We start from the raw sequence: 22,779 nt of genomic DNA, 5'->3' as shown, positions 1-22,779 counted from the left end.
GCCCGATTCACTCATAACGTAAAGCCTGCGCCGGCTGGGTACGTGCCGCGCGCCAGGCTGGATACAGGGTGGCAAGGAAACTCAGGACCAACGCGGCGCCGCCGACCATCAATACGTCCTGGCTCTGCACCTGGGACGGCAAGTAGTCGATGAAGTAGACGTCGGAGTTCAAGAATTTGTGGCCGATCAACACTTCCAGCCCGGCGATAGCAGCGCTGACGTTCAGCGCGGCGAGAATCCCCACCACGGTGCCGATCAAGGTGCCGACGACGCCGATCACCGTGCCCTGGACCATGAAGATCGCCATGATCTGCCCCGGCGTGGCGCCAAGGGTGCGCAGGATCGCGATGTCGCCCTTCTTGTCGTTCACCACCATCACCAGCGTGGAGATGATGTTGAAGGCGGCGACGGCGACGATCAGCAGCAACAGCAAGCCGATCATGGCTTTTTCCATGCGGATGGCCTGGTACAGGTTGCCGTGGGTACGGGTCCAGTCGCGGGCGTAGTACTGGTTTTCACCCAGGTGCTGGGCGATTTCCCACGAGGTACGCGGCGCGTCGAACAGGTCGTTGAATTTCAGGCGCAAGCCCTGGACCTGGTCCGGCTTCCAGCGATGCAGGCGGGCCAGGTCGGTCAGGTTGGTCAGGCCCAGGTAGCCGTCGATCTCACCGGCGCCGACATGGAAGATGCCGACCACGGTAAAGCGCTTCATGCGCGGGAACATGCCCGCCGGAGTCACGGTGACTTCCGGCGCGACGAAGGTCAGCTTGTCGCCGATGCCCACGCCGAGCTTGGCCGCCGCCTTGTCACCGATAGCGATGCCAAAGCTGCCGGGCGACAAGTCGTCCAGTTTGCCCTGCTGCATGAAGTTATCGATGATCGAGACATTGCGTTCCTGCGCCGGGTCGATGGCATTGAGCAGGACTTTCTGCACCTTGCCGTCGTTGGTCAACAGGCCCTGCATCTGGGTGAAGGGCGCAACCGCCAGCACTTTGGGGTTCTGCTTGACCTTCGCGGCCAGGCTTTGCCAGTCGCTGATGGGCTCACCCGACTCGATGGTCGCGTGGGGCACCATGCCCAGCACGCGGGTGCGCATCTCATGATCGAAGCCGTTCATCACCGACAGCACCACAATCATCACGACAACGCCAAGGGCGAGCCCGATCATCGAGGTCAGGGAAATGAACGACACAAAATGATTGCGACGTTTTGCACGGGTATAACGCGTGCCAATAAATACGAAGAGAGGTCTGAACATGTCGGGGCTTGTTCGGAGGAAAAGAAGACGTCCTTGTGGCGGGGTCAGGTAAGCAGCTTTACACTCAGACCATCACCGCTGCCTTGGGTTCGCCATGTCGACATTAGATGAAGAAGATCGCCGCGAATACTACCGTATCGAGGACATGATCGCACTGGAAATTACCCCACTGTCGGGCCCGGAAGCGCTGAGCAAGGAAGTGTTGCTGGATGATTCGCCGCTGTTCAATCTGCTCAGCGAGTTGCACCTGAGTGAATTTGAATCCCAGCACTTGCTGCGCCAGATTGGCGAGCGGGACCGCACCCTGGCCGCCTTCCTCAAAGTGCAGAACAAACGCATGGATTTGCTCAGCCAGATCATGGCGCAAAGCCTGCTGGGCGAGATCGGTACGCCGCAGCCCGTGGTCATCTCCGAAGGCGGCATCGAATTTCTGAACCCCACGGCGATCCAGCCCGACAGTCACCTGGCGGTCAAGCTGGTGCTGATGCCGCAAGCCCTCGGGCTGTTGCTGCGAGCCAAGGTTACCCATTGCGATGCCAAGACCGGTGGCTTTGAAATCGGCACGGAATTCGAAGCCATGACCGATGCCCAACGCCAGTTGCTGGCACGCTATATCCTGCAGAAACAGGCCCAGGAACGGCGCCTGGCGCGGGAAAAAAGCGACGAATCCGACACCTGAATACGATCATTGAATGGCGCGTCGCGTCATCCATCCAGCCAGGAACCCTGGCGTAAAGGAGCAACTGTGACCCTGATTTATGGCCACCGCGGTGCCAAAGGCGAAGCACCGGAAAACACCCTGACCAGCTTCCAGGAATGCCTCAAGCACGGCGTGCGCCGCTGCGAACTGGATTTGCACCTGTCCATGGACGGCGAGCTGATGGTCATCCACGACCCGACGCTCAAGCGCACCACCGACCGGCGCGGCAAGGTCGTCGAGTATTCAGCCGCCGACCTGGTCAAGATGGACGCGCGCAAAGGCGGCCCGGGCTGGGTCAACCCTTGCCCGATCCCGCGCCTGGAAGAGCTGTTCGAACAGTGCGACTTCGACCACTGGCAACTGGAAGTCAAAAGCGCATCGCGCACCCGTGCGGCAACCACCGTGCTGGCGATCCGTGAAATGGCTCAGCGTTTCGGGCTGATGGACAAGGTCACCGTGACCTCAAGCTCGCGGGAAGTGTTGAAAGCGGCGCTGGACCTCACCCCGGACCTGTCCCGCGGGCTGGTAGCCGAATACGCCTGGCTCGACCCGTTGAAGGTCGCGGCCAACTATGGCTGTGAGATTCTGGCGTTGAACTGGACGTTGTGCACCCCTGAGCGTCTGGAAAAAGCCCAGCGCCAGGGTTTGCACGTGTCCGTGTGGACCGTCAACGAACCCGCGCTGATGCGCAGGCTCGCCGACTTCGGCGTAGATAGCCTGATTACAGACTTTCCCGGTTTGGCCACTGCCACCCTCGGGAATTACTGAAATCGGTCTCCCCGGCCGGCTCAGGCCACCGGCCGGAGCCGCTCAAAAAAGCCGGTTGAGGCCGTCGTAGGCCGCTACCCGATAGGCTTCAGCCATGGTCGGGTAGTTGAACGTGGTGTTGACGAAATACTTGAGGGTATTCAGCTCACCCGGCTGGTTCATGATCGCCTGGCCGATGTGCACGATCTCCGACGCCTGATAGCCGAAGCAATGCACGCCCAGCACTTCCAGAGTCTCGCGGTGGAACAGGATCTTCAGCATGCCCTGGGGCTCACCGGCGATCTGCGCACGCGCCATGCTCTTGAAGAACGCCTTGCCGACTTCATAAGGCACCTTGGCCTTGGTCAGTTCGTGCTCGTTCTTGCCGATCGAGCTGATCTCGGGAATCGTGTAGATCCCGGTCGGCACGTCGTTGACGTAGCGCCAGCTGCCGTTGTCGACAATGCTGCCAGCGGCCGAGCGGCCCTGGTCATGGGCGGCACTGGCCAGGCTTGGCCAGCCGATCACGTCACCGGCACCGTAGATGTTCGGTACGCAGGTGCGGTAGTTCTCGTCGACTTCGATCTGGCCACGGCTGTTGACCTTGACCCCGATGTTTTCCATGCCCAGCTTGTCGGTGTTGCCGGTTCGGCCGTTGCACCACAGCAAGGCGTCGGCCTTGATCTTCTTGCCGGATTTCAGGTGCAGGATCACACCGTTGTCCAAGCCTTCGACCCGCTCGTACTCTTCGTTGTGGCGCACGGTGATGTTGTTGTTGCTGAAGTGGTAACTCAACGCCTGGGAAATTTCCGAGTCGAGGAAGCTCAGCAACTGGTCGCGGTTATCCACCAGCTCGACCAATACACCCAGGCCGCTGAAGATCGAGGCGTATTCACAGCCGATCACGCCGGCGCCGTAGATGATCAGTTTGCGCGGGGTGTGGCCCAGGCTGAGGATGGTGTCGCTATCGTAGATACGCGGGTGGTGGAAATCGATATCCGCCGGGCGATACGGACGCGAGCCGGTGGCGATGATGATGTGCTTGGCTACCAGCTTCTCGACCACGCCGTTGGCGCAGACCACTTCGACGGTTTGCTCGTCGGCGAAGCTGCCGGTGCCGAAGAACAGGTCGACGCGGTTACGGGCATAGAAGCCGGTACGCGAGGCAACCTGTTTGGAAATGACTTTTTCAGCGCTCTTGAGCACGTCCGGGAACGAGAACCAGCGCGGCTCACCAATGGCCCGGAACATCGGGTTGGTGTTGAACTGCATGATCTGGCGCACCGAGTGACGCAAGGCCTTGGACGGGATGGTACCCAGGTGGGTGCAGTTACCGCCGACCTGGCGACGGCTATCGACCATCGCCACCTTGCGCCCTGCTTTGGCGGCGTTCATCGCCGCACCTTCTCCAGCTGGGCCGGAACCCAGTACCACCACGTCGTAGTTGTAGACAGCCATGCGTACTCCTCAGAACAGGCCAGGGCGCACGGTTGGACGCCTGGCTAAATCATGCCGCGGCCAGCGGTCATGAAGGATCAATGTGGCTCAAGTGTGTGAGCCGGGGCACAGTCTATAGAACGCTCAACGTCGCGCACATTAACCCTTGGTCGCGTCGTAGGCCAGTTTTGCCTTTACTACACGGCGCTCGTTATTGAATTAACCTGTAGGCAAGCACCTTTTCAGGACTGGCCATTATGAAGCATGTCGTCATTTGTTTATTGCTGATGTTTTCGGTCCCGGTTCTGGCGAATGAGGCTGATCGCCTCAAACAAGCCGATTTTCCGGCGCAATCTCATCAACTGGTGCTGAAAAACCAGGCCGTCCTGACCTACCTGTGGGCAGACGTCTATGCGGCGGCATTGTTCGCCCCGGCTGACCTGAGCGCCAAACAAGCCCTGGATCAGCAAAAAGACCTGCGCCTGGAGCTGTATTACTTTCGCGATATCGACCGCAACGATGTGATCAAGGCCGCCACTGCCACCCTCGAACGTCAGCAAACACCCGCCACCCTCGCCCGCCTGAAGCCTGAACTGGATCAATTGCACAAAAGCTTCCGCAACATCCGCAGCGGCGACCGTTATGCGCTGGACTTCCAGCCTCAGCGCGGCCTGAACCTGGAAATCAACGGCACGGTGGTGTTCAGCAGTCGCAATGACGAACTGGCCAAGGCTTATCTCGGCATCTGGCTGGCACCAAAAGGCTTGTCCGACAGCCTGCGTAGCACCCTCCTCAACTGATCGCAAAAACCCTGTGGGAGCGGGCTTGCTCGCGAATGCGGTGTGTCAGTGGCTCATAAGCTGACTGACACACCGTTTTCGCGAACAAGCCCGCTCCCGCATTGTATTTTCATCACCGGGAGGCCTGCGGCAATTTGCCAGCTTGCTATCGGTTTTTTGTTGCCTGTGGTGGCTTATACACATATCGTTACAAAACTGTTCAGCGCCAGCCTCGTGCCAAGGCTTTAACAGCAAGGACGGTTGCGACCAGGGATTACTAATAAGATAGCCAAAATGAGTGCATGACATGTCCACTACAACGGGCAAGGGCAAGGCGATCTTTCGCGTTGTCAGCGGTAACTTCCTCGAGATGTTCGACTTCATGGTCTATGGCTTCTACGCCACGGCCATTGCCAAGACATTTTTCCCCACCGACAGCGCGTTCGCGTCCCTGATGCTGTCCCTGGCGACCTTTGGTGCCGGGTTCCTGATGCGTCCGCTGGGCGCGATTTTCCTCGGTGCCTATATCGACCGTCACGGCCGTAAAAAGGGCCTAGTGATCACCCTGGCGATGATGGCCGCCGGTACCGTGCTGATCGCCTGCGTTCCCGGGTATGCCACCCTGGGTGTCGCGGCGCCGCTGATCGTGTTGTTCGGCCGCCTGCTGCAAGGTTTCTCCGCCGGTGTCGAACTGGGCGGCGTGTCGGTGTACCTGGCGGAAATCGCCACTCCAGGCCGTAAAGGCTTCTTCGTCAGTTGGCAGTCCGCCAGCCAGCAAGCTGCGGTGGTATTCGCCGGCCTGCTGGGCGTAGGCCTCAACCACTGGCTCAGCCCGGAAGAAATGGGTGACTGGGGCTGGCGCGTGCCGTTCCTGATCGGCTGCCTGATCGTGCCGGTGATCTTCGTGATTCGTCGCTCCCTGGAAGAAACCCCGGAATTCCAGGCGCGCAAACACCGCCCTACCCTGCAGGAAATCGTCCGCTCGATCGGCCAGAACTTCGGCATCGTCATCGCCGGCATGGCGCTGGTGGTGATGACCACCGTGTCGTTCTACCTGATCACCGCCTACACCCCGACCTTCGGCAAGGCCGAACTGCACCTGTCGGACTTCGACGCGCTGCTGGTCACTGTGTGCGTGGGCATCTCGAACTTCATCTGGCTGCCGGTGATGGGGGCGGTGTCCGACAAGATCGGGCGTAAACCCCTGCTGCTGGGGGCGACTATTCTGGCGATCCTCACCGCTTATCCAGCGCTGTCCTGGCTGGTAGCCAACCCGAGTTTCAGCCATCTGCTGATCGTGCTGCTCTGGCTGTCGTTCCTGTATGGCTCGTACAACGGCGCTATGGTTGTAGCGCTGACCGAGATCATGCCGGTAGAAGTGCGCACCACCGGCTTCTCCCTGGCCTACAGCCTGGCGACGGCAACCTTTGGTGGCTTTACTCCGGCGGCGTGTACCTACCTGATCCACGTGCTGGACAACAAGGCCGCACCGGGCATCTGGCTCAGCGGCGCGGCGGTGCTGGGCTTGATCGCCACATTGATCCTGTTCAAGGGCAACCGGCATGAACTGCGTACCGCGCAGGCTTCGATAGTCGGCGGCGCTTGATGGATCGCTATCGCAGGCAAGCCAGCTCCCACATTTTGATTTGTGAATACATTCAAATGTGGGAGCTGGCTTGCCTGCGATGAGGCCGGTACAAGCAACACAAAAACAACAGACATAAAAAAGCCCCGAACCAGTCGGGGCTTTTTCATTTACCGCTGATGCTTAGCGCGGGAATGCTGGCGGGTTAACCCCGGCCATGTCTTCCATCACACGAACCACCTGGCAGCTGTAACCGAATTCGTTGTCGTACCAGACGTACAGAACAACGCGGTTGTCTTGAGTGATGGTCGCTTCAGCGTCCACCACACCGGCGTGGCGCGAGCCCACGAAGTCGGTGGAAACCACTTCCTGCGAATTGACGAAGTCGATTTGCTTGTGCAGATCGGAGTGCAGCGCCATGTAGCGCAGGTACTCGTTCATCTCTTCACGGGTGGCGGCTTTCTCAAGGTTCAGGTTGAGAATGGCCATCGACACGTTCGGCGTCGGAACACGGATCGCGTTACCGGTCAGCTTGCCGGCCAGCTCAGGCAGGGCCTTGGCAGCAGCGGTGGCAGCACCGGTCTCGGTGATCACCATGTTCAGCGCGGCGCTACGGCCACGGCGATCGCCCTTGTGGAAGTTGTCGATCAGGTTCTGGTCGTTGGTGTACGAGTGAACCGTTTCAACGTGACCGTTAACGATGCCGAACTTGTCATTCACAGCCTTCAGCACCGGCACGATGGCGTTGGTGGTGCAGGAAGCGGCGGACACGATCTTGTCGTCAGCGGTGATTTCACCGTGGTTGATGCCGTGCACGATGTTCTTCAGCTTGCCCTTGCCAGGCGCAGTCAGGACAACGCGGTCGATACCCGGGCACGCCAGGTGCTGGCCCAGGCCCTCGGCATCACGCCACACACCGGTGTTGTCCACCAGCAGTGCGTCCTTGATGCCGTACTGGGTGTAATCCACCTCAGACGGGTTCTTCGCGTAGATCACCTGGATCAGGTTACCGTTGGCGGTGATGGTGTTGTTTTCTTCGTCGATGACGATGGTGCCGTTGAACGGACCGTGGACCGAGTCACGACGCAGCAGGCTCGCGCGCTTGGTCAGGTCGTTTTCAGCACCTTTACGCACCACGATGGCACGCAGGCGCAGGCCGTCGCCGCCACCGGTTTTTTCGATCAGGATGCGCGCCAGCAGGCGGCCGATACGACCGAAACCGTACAGCACAACGTCGGTGCCTTTGCGGGCTGCGGCGTTTTGCTGGCCAACCACGTCGGCCATTTCTTCACGTACGAACTGCTCGGCGGTGCGGCCAGCGCCTTCCTTGCGGAATTTATAGGCCAGCTTGCCCAGGTCTACCGAAGCCGCGCCGAGCTTGAGCTCGCTCATGGCTTTAAGCAGAGGGAATGTTTCGTGGACGGAGAGTTCGCTATCGTCGGCAGAACGATGGCGAGCAAAGCGATGAGCCTTGAGAATCGCGATGACTGATTGGTTGATCAGGCTGCGGCCATAGATCGAGCTCACCACGTTGTTATTGCGGTATAGCTGACCGATAAGCGGAATCATCGCTTCAGCGAGTGCTTCACGGTCGATCCATTCACCAAGACACTGGTCGGGCTTCTGAGTCACGGGAACCTTCCACATGTAGGGGCAGAAAAAAGGGGCTACATTATGCCGCCCGACCGCCCTCGGAGCAATGCGCGGCCCGCAACAAAACCCCTTGCAAAAAAATATCGCCCCTCTGCAGCCCAGTAAATACGCGGCTTCCAGCGCACCCCCTGTTGGACCAATGTGACAAAGTGTCCGTAACCCTCCGAAACATACACCGATTTCGGCACTACATAATGAGTCAAAAGGCACCTTTGTTTGTCTTAGCCACTACATTTCCTACAAACCGTAATAGGCTCAGTCAGCAACTGACAGGCGGCACTCCGGGCCGTTACAATTACCGACTTTGTCGCAACGCTTGGAGCTCAACCTTCCGTGCCCGTTCTGCGTCTACCGCTTCTCCCTGCCGCGGCAGGTAAACAGCACTGGGGCAATCTGCCCGGTGCCGCCCTGAGCCTGGCCATCGCCGAGGCTGCCAGCGCTGCCAAGCGCTTTACCCTGCTGCTCACCGCCGACAGCCAAAGTGCCGAGCGGCTGGAACAGGAGCTGAGTTTCTTCGCCCCCGATTTGCCGGTACTGCATTTCCCGGACTGGGAAACCCTGCCCTACGATCTGTTCTCGCCGCACCAGGACATCATTTCCCAGCGCATCGCCAGCCTGTACCGCTTGCCGGAACTGGCCCACGGCGTGCTGGTGGTGCCAATCACCACGGCCCTGCACCGCCTGGCACCGACCAAGTTCCTGCTGGGCAGCAGCCTGGTGCTGGATATCGGCCAGAAGCTCGATGTGGAGCAAATGCGCACCCGGCTTGAGGCCAGCGGTTATCGCTGCGTCGACACGGTGTACGAGCACGGTGAGTTCGCCGTGCGTGGCGCGTTGATCGACCTGTTCCCGATGGGCAGCAAACTGCCCTACCGGATCGACCTGTTCGACGACGAAATCGAAACCCTGCGCACCTTCGATCCGGAAAACCAGCGCTCCATCGACAAGGTGCAGTCGATCAAGCTGCTGCCGGCCCGGGAGTTCCCGCTGCAAAAAGACGCGGTCACGCGCTTCAAGGCACGTTTCCGCGAGCGCTTCGACGTGGACTTCCGTCGCTGCCCGATCTTCCAGGACTTGAGCAGCGGGATTACCCCCGCCGGTATCGAGTACTACCTGCCGCTGTTCTTCGACGAAACTTCCACGCTCTTCGATTACCTGCCCCAGGACACCCAGGTGTTCTCGCTGCCAGGCATCGAACAGGCGGCGGAGAATTTCTGGAATGACGTGCGCAACCGTTATGAAGAACGCCGCGTCGACCCGTCCCGTCCTTTATTGCCACCGGCCGAGCTGTTCCTGCCGGTGGAAGACTGTTTCGCTCGCCTGAAAAACTGGCCGCGAGTAGTCGCCAGCCAGCAGGACGTGGATGCAGGCGCCGGCCGCGAGCGCTTTCCGGCGCAAGCGCTGCCGAACCTGGCGATTGAAGCCAAGGCTAACCAGCCGCTGGAAGCGCTGTCGAATTTCCTCGGTGACTTCCCCGGCCGCGTGCTGTTTACCGCCGAGTCCGCCGGGCGCCGCGAGGTGCTGCTGGAGCTGTTGGAACGCCTGAAGCTGCGGCCGAAAACCGTCGACAGCTGGCCGGACTTTGTCGCGAGCAAGGATCGCCTGGCGATCACCATCGCACCGCTGGACGAAGGGCTGCTGCTGGACGACCCGGCCCTGGCACTGATTGCCGAGAGCCCGCTGTTCGGTCAGCGGGTGATGCAGCGCCGCCGCCGGGAAAAGCGCGCCGATGCCAACAACGATGCGGTGATCAAGAACCTCACCGAGCTGCGCGAAGGCGCGCCGGTGGTGCATATCGACCACGGCGTGGGCCGTTACCTGGGCCTGCAGACCCTGGAGATCGACAACCAGGTGGCCGAATTCCTCACCATGGAATACGCCGAGGGCGCCAAGCTCTACGTGCCCGTGGCCAACCTGCACCTGATCGCCCGCTACACCGGCAGCGACGACGCCCTCGCGCCGTTGCACCGCCTGGGCTCCGAGACCTGGCAGAAAGCCAAGCGCAAGGCCGCCGAACAGGTACGCGATGTGGCCGCCGAGTTGCTCGACATCTATGCCCGCCGCGCCGCCCGCGAAGGTTATGCGTTTGCCGACCCAAAAGCCGACTACGCCACCTTCAGCGCGGGCTTCGCCTTCGAAGAAACCCCGGACCAGCAAACCACCATCGATGCCGTGCGCGCCGACATGCTGGCGCCCAAGCCGATGGACCGCCTGGTGTGCGGCGACGTGGGCTTCGGCAAGACCGAAGTGGCAATGCGCGCAGCGTTTATTGCGGTGCACGGTGGCCGCCAAGTGGCGATCCTCGTCCCCACCACCCTGCTCGCCCAGCAGCACTACAACAGCTTTCGCGACCGCTTTGCCGACTGGCCGGTGACTGTGGAGGTGATGAGCCGCTTCAAATCGGCCAAGGAAGTGAATGCGGCCATCGCCGACCTGGCGGAAGGCAAGATCGACATTGTCATCGGCACTCACAAGCTGCTGTCGGATGACGTGAAGATCAAGAACCTCGGGCTGGTGATCATCGACGAAGAGCACCGCTTCGGGGTTCGCCAGAAAGAACAGCTCAAGGCCCTGCGCAGTGAAGTCGACATCCTGACGCTCACCGCCACGCCGATTCCGCGCACGCTGAACATGGCGGTGTCGGGCATGCGCGACCTCTCGATCATCGCCACGCCGCCGGCGCGCCGGTTGTCGGTGCGCACCTTCGTCATGGAGCAGAACAAAAGCACGGTCAAGGAAGCCCTGCTGCGCGAGTTGCTGCGCGGCGGCCAGGTGTACTACCTGCACAACGATGTAAAAACCATCGAGAAATGCGCCGCCGACCTCGCCGAACTGGTGCCGGAAGCACGGATCGCCATCGGCCACGGGCAGATGCGCGAGCGCGAACTCGAACAGGTGATGAGCGACTTCTATCACAAGCGCTTCAACGTGCTGATCGCCTCGACCATCATCGAGACCGGCATCGACGTGCCGAGCGCCAACACCATCATCATCGAGCGCGCCGACAAGTTCGGCCTGGCGCAGCTGCATCAGTTGCGCGGCCGGGTCGGGCGCAGTCACCACCAGGCGTATGCCTATCTGCTGACGCCGCCGCGCCAGCAGATCACTTCCGACGCCGAGAAGCGCCTGGAAGCGATCGCCAACACCCAGGACCTCGGCGCCGGCTTTGTGCTGGCCACCAACGACCTGGAAATCCGCGGCGCCGGCGAACTGCTGGGCGACGGCCAGAGCGGGCAGATCCAGGCCGTCGGCTTCACCCTGTATATGGAAATGCTCGAGCGCGCGGTGAAGTCCATCCGCAAGGGCGAACAACCGAACCTCGACCAACCGCTGGGTGGCGGCCCGGAGATCAACCTGCGCCTGCCGGCGCTGATCCCCGAAGACTACCTGCCGGATGTGCACGCGCGACTGATCCTGTACAAGCGCATCGCCTCGGCCACCGACGAAGAAGGTCTCAAGGACCTTCAAGTGGAGATGATCGATCGCTTCGGCCTGTTGCCGGAGCCGACCAAGAACCTGGTGCGCCTGACCCTGCTCAAACTGCAGGCCGAGCAACTGGGCATCAAGAAGGTCGACGCCGGGCCGCAAGGCGGGCGTATCGAATTCGAAGCGCAGACGCCGGTGGACCCACTGGTGCTGATCAAGCTGATTCAGGGCCAGCCCAATCGCTACAAGTTCGAAGGGGCTACGCTGTTCAAATTCATGGTGCCGATGGAACGCGCCGAAGAACGCTTTAATACACTGGAGGCGCTGTTTGAGCGCCTCATCCCGAAATCTGCTTGAAGGACGCCCCAATGCGCCTGTTCCGCATTTTGAGCTTGTTGTTGGTGGTCGTTGCCCCTTCGGCGTTCGCCGACAGCCCGTACCTGGTGGAGATGATCCTGGTGCGCCAGAACGCCGAGCCGGTGATCAACAGCCGTGCGGCGCCGGAAAACTGGGACGCCGGCGCACCACGCCTGGGGACTGACAAAATGAGCCCGCCACGATTGGGCAATATTGTCGAGAAGCTGCAAGCCAGCAGCGACTACACCGTATTGCTGCACAAGTCCTGGGAACAGAATCTCGGTGAGCAACCGGTGAAGCTGGCCATCAGCGATGGCCAGGAACAGTTCGGCCAGTTCCCCATCGAAGGTACCCTGAACCTGCAGCTTGGACGCTTTACCGATATCGACGCAGACTTCTGGGTCAACCAGTTCGACGCCAACGGCAGCGTCATCGCCAGCGAACACCTCAGCCAGCAAGACGTGCGCACAAAGAACAACCAGCTCAACTACCTGGACGGCGGCCACCTCGCCCTGCTGATCAAGATCACTTCGCTGACCGCCAAGCCGCCCAGCGCTCCACCGCCCGATGTCCAGGACTGATCCAGCACCATGCCCCTGACGTCGTCGTTGACCAAACCCCTGGCCCCTTCGTGGGCCAATCGCTTTAAAGAGCAAAGCCTCGAGCGTGGCCGGCGCTACGCCCTGGAAAACCGTGTGCGTATCGTCGAGTCCGGCGACAGCACTATCATTGCCAGCTGCGAAGGCTCGGGTGGCAATGTCTACCGCCAGACCATTTCGCTGCGCGAATCCGCCAAGGGCACGTTGATCCTGGTGGACAGCCGCTGCACGTGCCCCGTGCACACCAACTGCAAACACATCGCCGCTGTGCTGCTCAAGGTCCAGGAAACCCTGGCCTACCCGGCGGCGGCCCAGGATGCCGAGTTGCTGGAGAAGCTCCAGGCGGTGCTGGATAACCGCGTGGTGTTGCCGCAAGTGGTGATGGAAGACGTGCAACCGGTGCCGCGCCTGTGGCTGGCGAGTATCGAGTTCAGTGCCTTCGAACCGCGCAACGGCAAGATGCAGCGTTATATCCAGCATCGCGCGGCGTTGTCCTTCAACTATTTGGGCAACTACGTCAGCGGCCAGAAGAACGCCGACATTATCGTGCGCCAGGAACAACAGAGCCTGCGGATCAAGCGCCACCCCGAGGTGGAGCAGCAGTTTCGCGAACAGCTGCGCCTGCTGGGCTTCAAGATCGCCACCCGCCAGAGCAAGGCCCTGCCGGAAAGCGCCGGCGAGCTGTTCGAGATGGTCAACGACAGCGCGTGGCTGAACTTCACCCTGAATGCCTCGCCGAACCTGCGCGCCCAGGGTTGGGAACTACAGATCGACGAAGATTTCGGTTTTGACCTGAGCGCCGTCGACGACTGGTACGCCAGCGTCGACGAGATGCCGGAGCGCGACTGGTTCGACCTGGAGCTGGGCATCATCGTCAACGGCGAACGCCTGAGTTTGCTGCCGATCCTGTTGAACCTGATGCGCTCTCACACCGAGATCCTCAACCCGGAAAAACTCGCCCGGCGCCGTGATGACGAACTGATCCTGGTGAACATTCCCGGCCTGCCCAACGGCCACGGCCCGCTGCAAGTGGCGCTGCCTTATGGCCGGCTGAAACCGGTGCTGGCAACCCTGGGCGAGTTCTACCTGCAAGAGCCCGGCACCACCGCGCTGCGCCTGGCCAAGGCCGACGCGATTCGCCTGAACCCGCTGGAAGACCTGCCGCTGCAATGGGAAGGCGGCGAAAAGATCCGCAACTTCGCCCAGCGCCTGCGGGACATCAAGGATTTCAGCTGCGAAGCGCCGGAAGGCTTGAACGCAACGTTGCGCCCTTATCAACTGGAAGGCCTGAGCTGGATGCAGTCGCTGCGCCAACTCGACGTCGGCGGGATTCTCGCGGATGACATGGGCCTGGGCAAAACCCTGCAAACCCTGGCGCATATTCTCAGCGAGAAAATCGCCGGACGCCTGGACCGCCCGTGCATGGTGGTGATGCCCACCAGCCTGATCCCGAACTGGCTCGACGAAGCGGCGCACTTCACGCCGCAGCTCAAAGTCATGGCGTTGTACGGCGCGGGGCGCAAGAAACATTTCCCTCAGTTGCAGGACTACGACCTGCTGCTGACCACCTACGCCCTGCTGCCCAAGGACATCGAGCAACTGGCCGCCCTGCCCTTGCACGTGCTGATCCTTGACGAAGCGCAGTACATCAAGAACCCCAACAGCAAGGCCGCCCAGGCTGCCCGCGAGCTGAACGCCCGCCAGCGCCTGTGCCTCAGCGGTACACCGCTGGAAAACCACTTGGGCGAGCTGTGGTCGCTGTTCCACTTCCTGCTGCCGGGTTGGCTGGGGGACGTGAAGAGCTTCAACCGCGATTACCGCGTACCGATCGAAAAGCGCGGCAGCGATGTGCGATTGCAGCACCTCAATGGTCGGATCAAGCCGTTCCTGCTGCGTCGCACCAAGGAACAGGTGGCGACCGAGCTGCCGCCCAAGACCGAGATCATCCACTGGGTCGACCTCAACGAAGCCCAACGCGACGTGTACGAAACCATGCGCCTGGCGATGGACAAGAAAGTCCGCGACGAGATTACCCGCAAGGGTGTGGCGCGCAGCCAGATCATCATCCTGGAGGCGCTGCTCAAGTTGCGCCAGGTGTGCTGTGATTTACGCCTGGTCAATGATGCATCCCTGCCGGCAAAGGGCAGTAGCTCGGGCAAACTCGACAGCTTGATGGAGATGCTCGAAGAGCTGTTTGCCGAAGGCCGCAGGATTCTGCTGTTTTCCCAGTTCACTTCGATGCTGAGCCTGATCGAGGCCGAGTTGAAGAAGCGTGGCGTGGCTTATGCGCTGCTTACCGGTCAGACGCGGGATCGGCGCACGCCGGTGAAAGACTTCCAGAGCGGCAAGCTGCAGATCTTCCTGATCAGCCTGAAGGCAGGCGGCGTCGGACTTAACCTGACGGAAGCCGACACGGTGATTCACTACGACCCGTGGTGGAACCCGGCCACGGAAAACCAGGCCACCGACCGTGCGTACCGCATCGGCCAGGAGAAGCCGGTATTCGTCTACAAGATGATTGCCCGGGGCACCGTGGAAGAGAAAATCCAGCATTTGCAGCAGGAAAAGTCTGATCTGGCGGCGGGCGTTCTGGATGGGCGGACGACGGGGGATTGGAAGTTGGGGAATGAGGATATCGAGGCGTTGTTTGCGCCGTTGCCGCACAAGCAGGAAAAGCGCTGACTGTTAGATCGCCTTCGCGAGCAAGCCCGCTCCCACATTCGACCGCATTTCCTCAGGAGATAAACGGTCGAATGTGGGAGCGGGCTTGCTCGCGAAGGGCGCACCGCAGTTGTCAGTCGATCAACTGAGCATCCCGCAGCGCACCCAACGCCGCCAACCAACGCGGATCCTGCTTGTACTCGGTCGACGCCACCGCCTGGCCACGCATCCGCGCGATACGCGCCGACGGCGTGACCTTCATGCGCTGGGCAGCACTCAGGGCCAGCTCGGCGGCGGCGCGGTCGTTGCACACCAGGCCCATGTCGCAACCGGCAGTCAACGCCGCCTCAATACGACTGGCAGCATCACCGACCACATGAGCCCCCGCCATCGACAGGTCGTCACTGAAGATCACCCCGTCGAACTGCAACTCGCCACGCAGGATGTCCTGCAACCAGCGCCGGGAGAAGCCGGCCGGTTGCGCGTCCACTTGTGGATAAATCACATGGGCCGGCATGACGGCCGCCAGTTGCTTGCTCAGGCGCGCGAAAGGCACCAGGTCATTGGCGCGAATCTGTTCCAGGCTGCGCTCGTCGTTGGGAATGGCGACGTGGGAATCGGCTTCGGCCCAGCCGTGGCCGGGGAAGTGCTTGCCGGTGGCCGCCATACCGGCGCTGTTCATGCCACGGATGAAGGCGCCCGCGAGCACGGCGGCGCGCTCGGGGTCGCCTTCGAAGGCGCGAGTGCCCACAACGGCGCTGCGCTGGTAATCGAGGTCCAGCACCGGGGCGAAGCTCAGGTCCAGGCCAACCGCCAGCACTTCGGTTGCCATGATCCAACCGCACTGCTCGGCCAGTTGCTCCGCATTCGGGTTGTCGGCCAAGGCACGCATCGCCGGCAGACGCACAAACCCCTGACGCAAGCGTTGCACTCGGCCGCCTTCCTGATCGACCGCCAGCAACAGGTCCGGGCGCACGGCGCGAATCGCCGCGCTCAATTCACGCACCTGCCGAGGATGCTCGATATTGCGTGCAAAAATGATCAGGCCGCCCACCTCGGGCTGACGCAACAAGTGGCGATCCTCAGCCGTCAGCCAGGTGCCGGCAACGTCCACCATCAAAGAGCCTTGCAGGGCTTGGGTCATATAGCTTCCTTAAATAACGCACGCAGCCCGAAGCCCCCGCGAGATCGCATCGCCAGGATTGAACCTGGAGACGGACGCTCAGCGAGCGCAACGGGCTGTGGATAGATAGCTGAAATCGGCATGGGCGGCTAGCTTAGCGGATGCAAGCGGCCGCGCACACCCGGGAGGGGTTAAACCTTGGCCGGGACCGGTACTGACTTGCTGCGCGGGCGCAATTGGGCGGCGGCCATGGCCTGGTCGGTGACGCCGGTTTCGGCACGCATGCCCGCAGCGAGAAACGGCACCATCAGGCGCATCACCTGCTCGATGGAGGTGTTGACGCCGAAGTCGGTCTCGGCAATCGCACGCAGTGCCTTGATCCCGGACATGCTGAATGCCGCGGCACCGAGCATGAAGTGCACGCGCCAGAACAGTTCGATTGGCGGGATACGCGGGGCGGCTTCGTTGACCAGCAACATATAGCGGCGGAACACCTTGCCGTACATGTCTTCAAGGTAGCGGCGCAGGTGGCCCTGGCTCTGGCTGAACGCCAGGCCCAACAGGCGCATGAAGATCGACAGGTCGTTGCCGCTGCGTGGCTGAACCACCAGGGCTTGTTCGACGAGGATCTCCAGCAGGTCTTCCAGGCTTGGCTTGTTTTCAGGCTTGGCCTGGCGACGCTCCAGCTCACGGTCGAGGCTGATGCAGAAAGGCCCCAGGAAACGTGAGAACACGGCCTGGATCAGCGCCTTCTTGGAGCCGAAATGGTAGTTCACTGCCGCCAGGTTGACCCCGGCCTTGCTGGTAATCAGCCGCAATGAAGTTTCAGCAAATCCTTTTTCCGCGAACAACTGCTCGGCAGCATCGAGAATGCGTTCAACGGTTTCCGACTGGGCCATGGCTACTCCGCCTGACAAACACTTGTTTGAAACATACGTTTCAAGCTATGTCTTGTCAAGCCTGCAGGTCGGTTTGCGGCTGGCCGGTCAGCTATTTCATGGCCATTTAATCACATTCGCCAAGGTCTGTAGGCAGCGCTGTCTCCAGTGTGTAGGACAGGTGATAAATGACCGTCCAGCGGAGTGACTGAAAACGGTGATTGCCAAGCGCAGTCCACTGTATATAATCCCAGTCACTGTATAAAAAGACAGAGCGATCAACATGCTAAAACTGACGCCACGCCAAGCTGAGATTCTGGCTTTTATCAAGCGCTGCCTCGATGACAACGGCTACCCGCCGACCCGGGCGGAAATTGCGCTGGAACTGGGATTCAAGTCACCCAACGCCGCTGAAGAACACCTCAAGGCCCTCGCCCGCAAAGGCGCGATCGAGATGACCCCGGGTGCTTCACGCGGTATTCGCATCCCTGGCTTCGAAGCCAAGGCCGACGAGTCGACACTGCCGATCATCGGCCGCGTCGCAGCCGGTGCGCCGATCCTGGCGCAACAGCACGTCGAGGAATCCTGCAACATCAACCCGACCTTCTTCCATCCCCGTGCCGACTACCTGTTGCGGGTCCATGGCATGAGCATGAAGGACGTGGGCATTTTCGACGGCGACCTGCTGGCCGTCCACACCACACGTGAAGCCCGCAATGGCCAGATCGTCGTCGCCCGTATCGGCGATGAAGTGACGGTCAAACGCTTCAAGCGCGAAGGCAGCAAGGTCTGGCTCCTGGCCGAGAACCCCGAATTCGCGCCGATTGAAGTGAACCTGAAGGATCAGGACCTGGTGATTGAAGGCTTGAGCGTCGGCGTTATTCGCCGCTAACGGAGGCATCATGCAGTTCCTACAGACCCCACAACACACTCAACTGTCGCTGTTTGAGGCCTTTATGGCCCAGCCCCTTGCGCCCATCCTCAAGGAAGTGGTCGAAGCGCCCTGGAGCGCCGAACCCGAGGCGTTCAGTGAACTGTCGTTGCGCGGTGCTGCCGGGAACTGCCTGAGCCTGTTGGCGCCGATCCTTCGCGAACTGAGCGAGGAACAGGACGCCCGCTGGCTGACGCTGATCGCCCCGCCATCCAGCCTGACCCAGGCCTGGTTGCGGGATGCCGGCCTGAACCGCGAACGCATCCTGTTGCTGCAACCCCGTGGTGCTCAAAGCGCCCAGCAGTTGACCTGCGAAGCCTTGCGCCTGGGCCGTAGCCATACGGTGGTCAGCTGGCTGAACCCGCTGACCACAGCGGCCAGGCAGCAACTGATCAGCGCCGCCCGCACAGGTGATGCGCAAAGCTTGAACATTCGGTTGGGATAAAACGATACGCGGGTAACTGACAGCTGTCAGGATCCGCCATGACGCGAGGCTTCTTCAGAATTGAGAAGCCGATCTGCACAATTGAAGCCTGTAAAAAAGTCGACAGACGGACTCAGTGAAGAATCCGCGGGCCGTCTTCCTTTTCCGGTTCGCCTTCAGCCAGGCGCCCCGCCATCTGCACACCTACGCTCAACATGGCTTTTGCCACTTCCACGTGCTGGCCCTGCAGGAACGCTTTTGCGTCCTCGGAAAAATCCAAGATCACCAGAGAACCCTCGTCCTCAGCCCGGCGCAGCTCGATTCGGCCGTCGGGCAACTCAACAATTTCCAGAAAGGACGTTGGCATAAAAGTCTGTTCTCCACGAAAGGCCGGCATTATATCAGTCTTGTGGCGAGCGGGCTTGCCCGCATTGGGCTGAGCCGCGGCCCTCCGACAGCTGACACTGCCAGGCCTGAAAAGCCTTGGGGCTGCTTCGCAACCCAGCGGGAGCAAGCTCCCTCGCCACAAGAGCGGTAGTTGTCAGCGAGAAGCCTTCAGCACTCGTTCAATCCATCCCGAAACCGAATGGCCAACTTCTTCAGCTCCTGCCGCCAGCTTTCCAGCTCTTCCCGGCTCAACGGCTCGGGTCCTTCTTCGTCCAGGCTTACGGCCACGATCAGCGGCTGGGTCACATCGCCTTTGGGCGTGTGCTTCACCCGTGGCGGTTGGAACATCTCCGCGTGGGCTACCAGCAAGCGCGCCAGCCAACTGTCCGGGCTTTGCGCCATCTCCACCAGTTCGGCCAACTCCGGGATGGCCATGGACTCCAGCACATCCCGGTGGATGATCATTTCCGCACGCGGCGAGCCGGCCTGCGGCAGACGGTAGAACCCGGCAATCTCATGGCACAAGCCAAGCAAGGCGCCATACAGGTGGAACAGCGCGGCTTCACGCCCGGCCTGTACCAGCGCGATAGCGTTCATCTCCTTTCCTTCCTCGGCACGGCCAAGGGCTTCCAGGGACAAACCCGCGAAGTAAATTTTCTGGTTGGTACGGGTATAGAGTTCGTTGGCCATGAAGGCAGTCTCCACAACGAATAAGGCGTGATGCTGGCTGAACAGTGTCACGGATCAGCCAAGGCCACTGCAAGCGCAAAAAAAGGCCGCCTATCAAGGCGGCCTTTGTGCATGTAGCTGATCGTATCAAGCGCCCTGGCGCTTGTCCTCGACCTTCCACTTGCCACCGTCGTAGAACGCTTTCCAGCCGGTAGGCTTGCCTTCCACTTCGGTCTGCACGTACTGCTCCTTGGTCTTGCGGCTGTAGCGGATTACGGACGGGCGACCGTCCGGGTCCTTCTTCGGCGCTTCGCAGAGGAAGTGGTACTTCGGATCGATCTCGTCCTTGTGGGGCACGATCTCCATCACCAGCGGTGCACGGGTCTCACGGTTTTTCGGGAACTGGCTGGCAGCCAGGAACAGCCCCGAAGCACCATCACGCAGGATGTAGGTGTCGTTGACCTTCTCGCACTTGAGCTCAGGCATCTTCACCGGGTCCATCTTCGGCGGCGCCGCGTCACCGCTTTTCAGCAGTTTGCGGGTGTTCTTGCACGTCGGGTTGGTGCAACCGAAGAACTTGCCGAAACGGCCGGTCTTGAGCTGCATCTCGCTGCCGCACTTGTCGCATTCCAGGCTCGGGCCTTCGTAGCCCTTGATGCGGTAAGTGCCTTCTTCGATCTCGTAGCCGTTGCAATCCGGGTTGTTACCGCAGATGTGCAGCTTGTGCTTCTCGTCCAGCAGGTAGGCATCCATTGCCGTGCTGCAGATCGGGCAACGGTGCTTGCCACGCAATACCAGTGACTCGGATTCACCCTCGTCATCGGCCGCGATTTCATCGCCCGGCACCAGGTTGACGGTGGCCTTGCAGCGCTCTTTCGGCGGCAGGCTGTAACCCGAGCAACCGAGGAACACACCGGTGGAGGCGGTACGAATCTGCATCGGGCGACCGCAAGTGAGGCACGGAATGTCCGTCATCACCGGCTGGTTGGCCCGCATGCCGTTCTCGGCGCTTTCAGCCACTTCAAGTTTCTTCTTGAAGTCGCCGTAGAACTCGTCGAGCACGTTTTTCCAGTCGCGTTCGCCCTGGGCCACGTCATCGAGGTTCTCTTCCATGCCGGCGGTGAAGCCGTAGTCCATCAGGTTGGAGAAGCTCTCGGACAGGCGCTCCGTGACGATGTCGCCCATCTTTTCCGAGTAGAAACGACGGTTGTGCAAGGCCACGTAGCCGCGGTCCTGGATGGTGGAGATGATCGCCGCATAGGTCGAAGGACGACCGATACCGCGTTTTTCCATCTCCTTGACCAGGCTCGCTTCCGAATAACGCGCCGGCGGCTTGGTGAAGTGCTGGGACGGGTCGAGCTTGATCAGCTTCAACACATCGCCCTGAGCCATGTCCGGCAGCACATCGTCGTCGCCCGGCTTGGCGATTTGCGGCATTACGCGGGTGTAACCGTCGAACTTGAGGATACGGCCCTTGGCACGCAGCTCGAAGTCACCAGCACCCACGCTGACAGTCGTCGACAGGTATTGCGCCGGCAGCATCTGGCAAGCCAGGAACTGGCGCCAGATCAGCTCGTAGAGGCGCTCAGCGTCGCGCTCCATGCCGCTCAGCTTGCTTGGCTCGGTATTGGCGTCGGAGGGACGAATCGCTTCGTGAGCCTCTTGTGCGCCTTCCTTGCTGCTATAGACGTTCGGCTTCTCCGGCAGGTACTTCTTGCCGAACTCGCTTTCAATATAAGTACGCGCCATCGCCACCGCGTCTTGCGACAGGTTGGTGGAGTCGGTACGCATATACGTGATGTAGCCCGCTTCATACAGGCGCTGGGCCATCATCATGGTCTTCTTCACCCCGAAGCCCAGGCGGTTGCTCGCGGCCTGTTGCAGGGTGGAGGTGATGAACGGCGCCGACGGCTTGCTGCTGGTGGGCTTGTCTTCACGCTTGACGATGCTGTAGCTGGAAGCCTTGAGCTTCTCCAGCGCGGCCATGGCCTGGGCTTCGTTGAGCGGCTTGAAGGCCTCGCCTTTCTCGCGGGCCACTTCAAAGCGCACGTTGTTGCCCTTGGCGGTGCCCAGGTCAGCGTGCACTTCCCAGTATTCTTCGGGGTTGAACGCACGAATCTCGCGTTCACGCTCCACCACCAGCTTTACCGCAACCGATTGCACACGGCCGGCGGACAGGCCACGGGCGATTTTCGCCCACAGCAGCGGCGAGACCATGTAACCCACGACACGGTCGAGGAAGCGACGCGCCTGTTGGGCATTGACGCGGTCAATGTCCAGTTCGCCCGGCTTGGAGAAGGCTTCCTGGATCGCCTTCTTGGTAATTTCGTTGAACACCACGCGCTTGTAGCGGCTGTCGTCACCCCCGATGGCTTCCCGCAGGTGCCAGGCAATAGCCTCCCCTTCGCGGTCCAAGTCGGTTGCGAGATAGATGGTGTCAGCATCCTTGGCGAGCCGGCGCAGCTCTTCGATGACCTTTTCCTTGCCCGGGAGGATCTCGTACTTGGCTTTCCAGCCATGATCGGGATCGACACCCATGCGCGAGACCAGCTGCTTGCGCGCTTTCTCTTTAGGCGTGAGCACCGGACCTTCGCCCGCAGCCGCCTTGCCACGCTTGGCGGCAGGCTCCTTGCTGGCGCTAGCCGAACCGCTGGTGGGCAGGTCTCGGATATGGCCGATACTCGACTTCACCACGTACTCGTTACCCAAGTACTTGTTGATGGTCTTGGCCTTAGCCGGGGATTCCACAATGACCAGCGATTTGCCCATGGATCGGAAAATTCCTGAATTCGAGAAGTGAAAGGCGGTTGGCGCCTGACGCGGCAACGCTATATATAGTGGCAACAAGGTGAGGTCAAGCGCAGCATTCTGCGCGGCCTGCCTTTATTGCACGGAAAAAAGGCTGGGTTCGGCCTGCATCAAAGCAAAGCGCGGGACCTGTTCGCCGTCAACTTCGACGGTCTCCAGGAACATGCTCAAGGGACGCACCCAAAAGCCGTAATCGCCATACAGTGCTTGGTAGAACACCACTTCCTCTTCGGTCTCGGAATGCCGCGCCACATTAAAAACGCGGTACTGCGGACCTTTATAATGCTGGTAGAGCCCTGGTTCGACTTTCATGCTCTGGCCCTCTTACAAAATTTGTTAAAAAAAAATATAAAAAAT

The 22,779-nt window shown here is 60.7% G+C and carries 18 protein-coding genes; 9 read left to right on the top strand and 9 right to left on the bottom strand.

What is annotated here, in order from left to right; all coding sequences use genetic code 11:
- Positions 1–7: 7 nt before the first annotated feature.
- Positions 8–1,258, bottom strand: coding sequence for a lipoprotein-releasing ABC transporter permease subunit (locus HX839_RS22265; protein WP_003218943.1), 1,251 nt, complete (start codon positions 1,256–1,258; stop codon positions 8–10).
- Positions 1,259–1,352: 94 nt separating this feature from the next.
- On the opposite strand from HX839_RS22265, the gene HX839_RS22260 reads away from it, so the two are divergent.
- Positions 1,353–1,937 carry a PilZ domain-containing protein gene (locus HX839_RS22260; protein WP_003218944.1) on the top strand — a complete coding sequence of 195 codons (585 nt, stop codon included), beginning with the start codon at positions 1,353–1,355 and terminating at the stop codon, positions 1,935–1,937.
- 66 nt (positions 1,938–2,003) lie between these two features.
- Positions 2,004–2,726, top strand: coding sequence for a glycerophosphodiester phosphodiesterase family protein (locus HX839_RS22255; RefSeq protein ID WP_003218946.1), 723 nt, complete (start codon positions 2,004–2,006; stop codon positions 2,724–2,726).
- A gap of 42 nt (positions 2,727–2,768) precedes the next feature.
- On the opposite strand, the gene sthA is transcribed toward HX839_RS22255, so the two are convergent.
- Complete coding sequence (gene sthA, locus HX839_RS22250) at positions 2,769–4,163, bottom strand: Si-specific NAD(P)(+) transhydrogenase (protein ID WP_003218947.1); 1,395 nt, start codon at positions 4,161–4,163, stop codon at positions 2,769–2,771.
- A gap of 236 nt (positions 4,164–4,399) precedes the next feature.
- On the opposite strand from sthA, the gene HX839_RS22245 reads away from it, so the two are divergent.
- Positions 4,400–4,942, top strand: coding sequence for a chalcone isomerase family protein (locus HX839_RS22245; protein ID WP_177022895.1), 543 nt, complete (start codon positions 4,400–4,402; stop codon positions 4,940–4,942).
- Positions 4,943–5,228: 286 nt separating this feature from the next.
- Positions 5,229–6,527, top strand: coding sequence for an MFS transporter (locus HX839_RS22240; RefSeq protein ID WP_003218952.1), 1,299 nt, complete (start codon positions 5,229–5,231; stop codon positions 6,525–6,527).
- 162 nt (positions 6,528–6,689) lie between these two features.
- On the opposite strand, the gene HX839_RS22235 is transcribed toward HX839_RS22240, so the two are convergent.
- A complete protein-coding gene (locus HX839_RS22235; protein ID WP_023659083.1) occupies positions 6,690–8,153 on the bottom strand; it encodes a glyceraldehyde-3-phosphate dehydrogenase in 1,464 nt (487 codons plus the stop codon).
- A 339-nt stretch (positions 8,154–8,492) separates the two neighbouring features.
- Here HX839_RS22235 and mfd point away from each other — a divergent pair, with 339 nt between their 5' ends.
- From mfd to HX839_RS22220, 3 genes are read left to right on the top strand one after another with little or no spacing between them, the layout of a single operon-like run.
- Positions 8,493–11,942 carry a transcription-repair coupling factor gene (gene mfd, locus HX839_RS22230; RefSeq protein WP_003218956.1) on the top strand — a complete coding sequence of 1,150 codons (3,450 nt, stop codon included), beginning with the start codon at positions 8,493–8,495 and terminating at the stop codon, positions 11,940–11,942.
- An 11-nt stretch (positions 11,943–11,953) separates the two neighbouring features.
- Positions 11,954–12,523, top strand: coding sequence for a CsiV family protein (locus HX839_RS22225; protein ID WP_003218957.1), 570 nt, complete (start codon positions 11,954–11,956; stop codon positions 12,521–12,523).
- Positions 12,524–12,532: 9 nt separating this feature from the next.
- Positions 12,533–15,223 carry a DEAD/DEAH box helicase gene (locus HX839_RS22220; protein WP_177067692.1) on the top strand — a complete coding sequence of 897 codons (2,691 nt, stop codon included), beginning with the start codon at positions 12,533–12,535 and terminating at the stop codon, positions 15,221–15,223.
- Positions 15,224–15,335: 112 nt separating this feature from the next.
- Here the strand turns inward: HX839_RS22220 and nagZ are convergent, their stop codons facing one another.
- Together nagZ and psrA are read right to left on the bottom strand one after the other, a co-directional pair.
- Positions 15,336–16,346, bottom strand: coding sequence for a beta-N-acetylhexosaminidase (gene nagZ, locus HX839_RS22215; RefSeq protein WP_003218962.1), 1,011 nt, complete (start codon positions 16,344–16,346; stop codon positions 15,336–15,338).
- Between the two features lie 170 nt (positions 16,347–16,516).
- Positions 16,517–17,224 (bottom strand): transcriptional regulator PsrA, encoded by a 708-nt coding sequence (gene psrA / locus HX839_RS22210; protein ID WP_003218964.1) that lies wholly within the window; start codon positions 17,222–17,224, stop codon positions 16,517–16,519.
- A 262-nt stretch (positions 17,225–17,486) separates the two neighbouring features.
- On the opposite strand from psrA, the gene lexA reads away from it, so the two are divergent.
- Entirely contained in the window at positions 17,487–18,095 is a 609-nt protein-coding gene (gene lexA / locus HX839_RS22205; protein ID WP_003172575.1) for a transcriptional repressor LexA, read from the top strand.
- A 10-nt stretch (positions 18,096–18,105) separates the two neighbouring features.
- Positions 18,106–18,579, top strand: a complete 474-nt coding sequence (gene sulA / locus HX839_RS22200; RefSeq protein WP_003218967.1) for an SOS-induced cell division inhibitor SulA — start codon at positions 18,106–18,108, stop codon at positions 18,577–18,579.
- Between the two features lie 112 nt (positions 18,580–18,691).
- Here sulA and HX839_RS22195 read toward each other — a convergent pair whose 3' ends face one another.
- The 4 genes from HX839_RS22195 to HX839_RS22180 all read right to left on the bottom strand — a co-directional run bounded on the left by HX839_RS22195 (position 18,692) and on the right by HX839_RS22180 (position 22,734).
- Positions 18,692–18,925, bottom strand: a complete 234-nt coding sequence (locus tag HX839_RS22195) for a hypothetical protein (protein ID WP_003218969.1) — start codon at positions 18,923–18,925, stop codon at positions 18,692–18,694.
- A gap of 188 nt (positions 18,926–19,113) precedes the next feature.
- Positions 19,114–19,635: a DUF6586 family protein gene (locus HX839_RS22190; RefSeq protein ID WP_003218971.1), complete on the bottom strand. Its 522-nt coding sequence runs from the start codon at positions 19,633–19,635 to the stop codon at positions 19,114–19,116.
- Positions 19,636–19,761: 126 nt separating this feature from the next.
- Positions 19,762–22,383, bottom strand: coding sequence for a type I DNA topoisomerase (topA, locus tag HX839_RS22185; protein ID WP_003218973.1), 2,622 nt, complete (start codon positions 22,381–22,383; stop codon positions 19,762–19,764).
- Between the two features lie 114 nt (positions 22,384–22,497).
- Positions 22,498–22,734: a DUF1653 domain-containing protein gene (locus HX839_RS22180; RefSeq protein WP_008437597.1), complete on the bottom strand. Its 237-nt coding sequence runs from the start codon at positions 22,732–22,734 to the stop codon at positions 22,498–22,500.
- Positions 22,735–22,779: the final 45 nt, after the last annotated feature.

It is taken from the genome of Pseudomonas sp. I8001 (assembly GCF_013385345.1).
Lineage (GTDB): Bacteria > Pseudomonadota > Gammaproteobacteria > Pseudomonadales > Pseudomonadaceae > Aquipseudomonas.
Note: the sequence above shows the minus strand (reverse complement) of the source record. Positions and strands in the feature narration are given on the sequence as shown.

Bases quoted from the DNA above. Each gene is read 5' to 3' on its own strand.
- HX839_RS22195 (WP_003218969.1), bottom strand. From the start codon at position 18,925: ATGCCAACGTCCTTTCTGGAAATTGTTGAGTTGCCCGACGGCCGAATC.
- HX839_RS22235 (WP_023659083.1), bottom strand. From the start codon at position 8,153: ATGTGGAAGGTTCCCGTGACTCAGAAGCCCGACCAGTGTCTTGGTGAA.
- psrA (WP_003218964.1), bottom strand. From the start codon at position 17,224: ATGGCCCAGTCGGAAACCGTTGAACGCATTCTCGATGCTGCCGAGCAG.
- HX839_RS22265 (WP_003218943.1), bottom strand. From the start codon at position 1,258: ATGTTCAGACCTCTCTTCGTATTTATTGGCACGCGTTATACCCGTGCA.
- topA (WP_003218973.1), bottom strand. From the start codon at position 22,383: ATGGGCAAATCGCTGGTCATTGTGGAATCCCCGGCTAAGGCCAAGACC.
- HX839_RS22260 (WP_003218944.1), top strand. From the start codon at position 1,353: ATGTCGACATTAGATGAAGAAGATCGCCGCGAATACTACCGTATCGAG.
- HX839_RS22240 (WP_003218952.1), top strand. From the start codon at position 5,229: ATGTCCACTACAACGGGCAAGGGCAAGGCGATCTTTCGCGTTGTCAGC.
- lexA (WP_003172575.1), top strand. From the start codon at position 17,487: ATGCTAAAACTGACGCCACGCCAAGCTGAGATTCTGGCTTTTATCAAG.
- HX839_RS22220 (WP_177067692.1), top strand. From the start codon at position 12,533: ATGCCCCTGACGTCGTCGTTGACCAAACCCCTGGCCCCTTCGTGGGCC.
- HX839_RS22180 (WP_008437597.1), bottom strand. From the start codon at position 22,734: ATGAAAGTCGAACCAGGGCTCTACCAGCATTATAAAGGTCCGCAGTAC.
- sthA (WP_003218947.1), bottom strand. From the start codon at position 4,163: ATGGCTGTCTACAACTACGACGTGGTGGTACTGGGTTCCGGCCCAGCT.
- nagZ (WP_003218962.1), bottom strand. From the start codon at position 16,346: ATGACCCAAGCCCTGCAAGGCTCTTTGATGGTGGACGTTGCCGGCACC.
- HX839_RS22190 (WP_003218971.1), bottom strand. From the start codon at position 19,635: ATGGCCAACGAACTCTATACCCGTACCAACCAGAAAATTTACTTCGCG.
- sulA (WP_003218967.1), top strand. From the start codon at position 18,106: ATGCAGTTCCTACAGACCCCACAACACACTCAACTGTCGCTGTTTGAG.
- HX839_RS22245 (WP_177022895.1), top strand. From the start codon at position 4,400: ATGAAGCATGTCGTCATTTGTTTATTGCTGATGTTTTCGGTCCCGGTT.
- HX839_RS22225 (WP_003218957.1), top strand. From the start codon at position 11,954: ATGCGCCTGTTCCGCATTTTGAGCTTGTTGTTGGTGGTCGTTGCCCCT.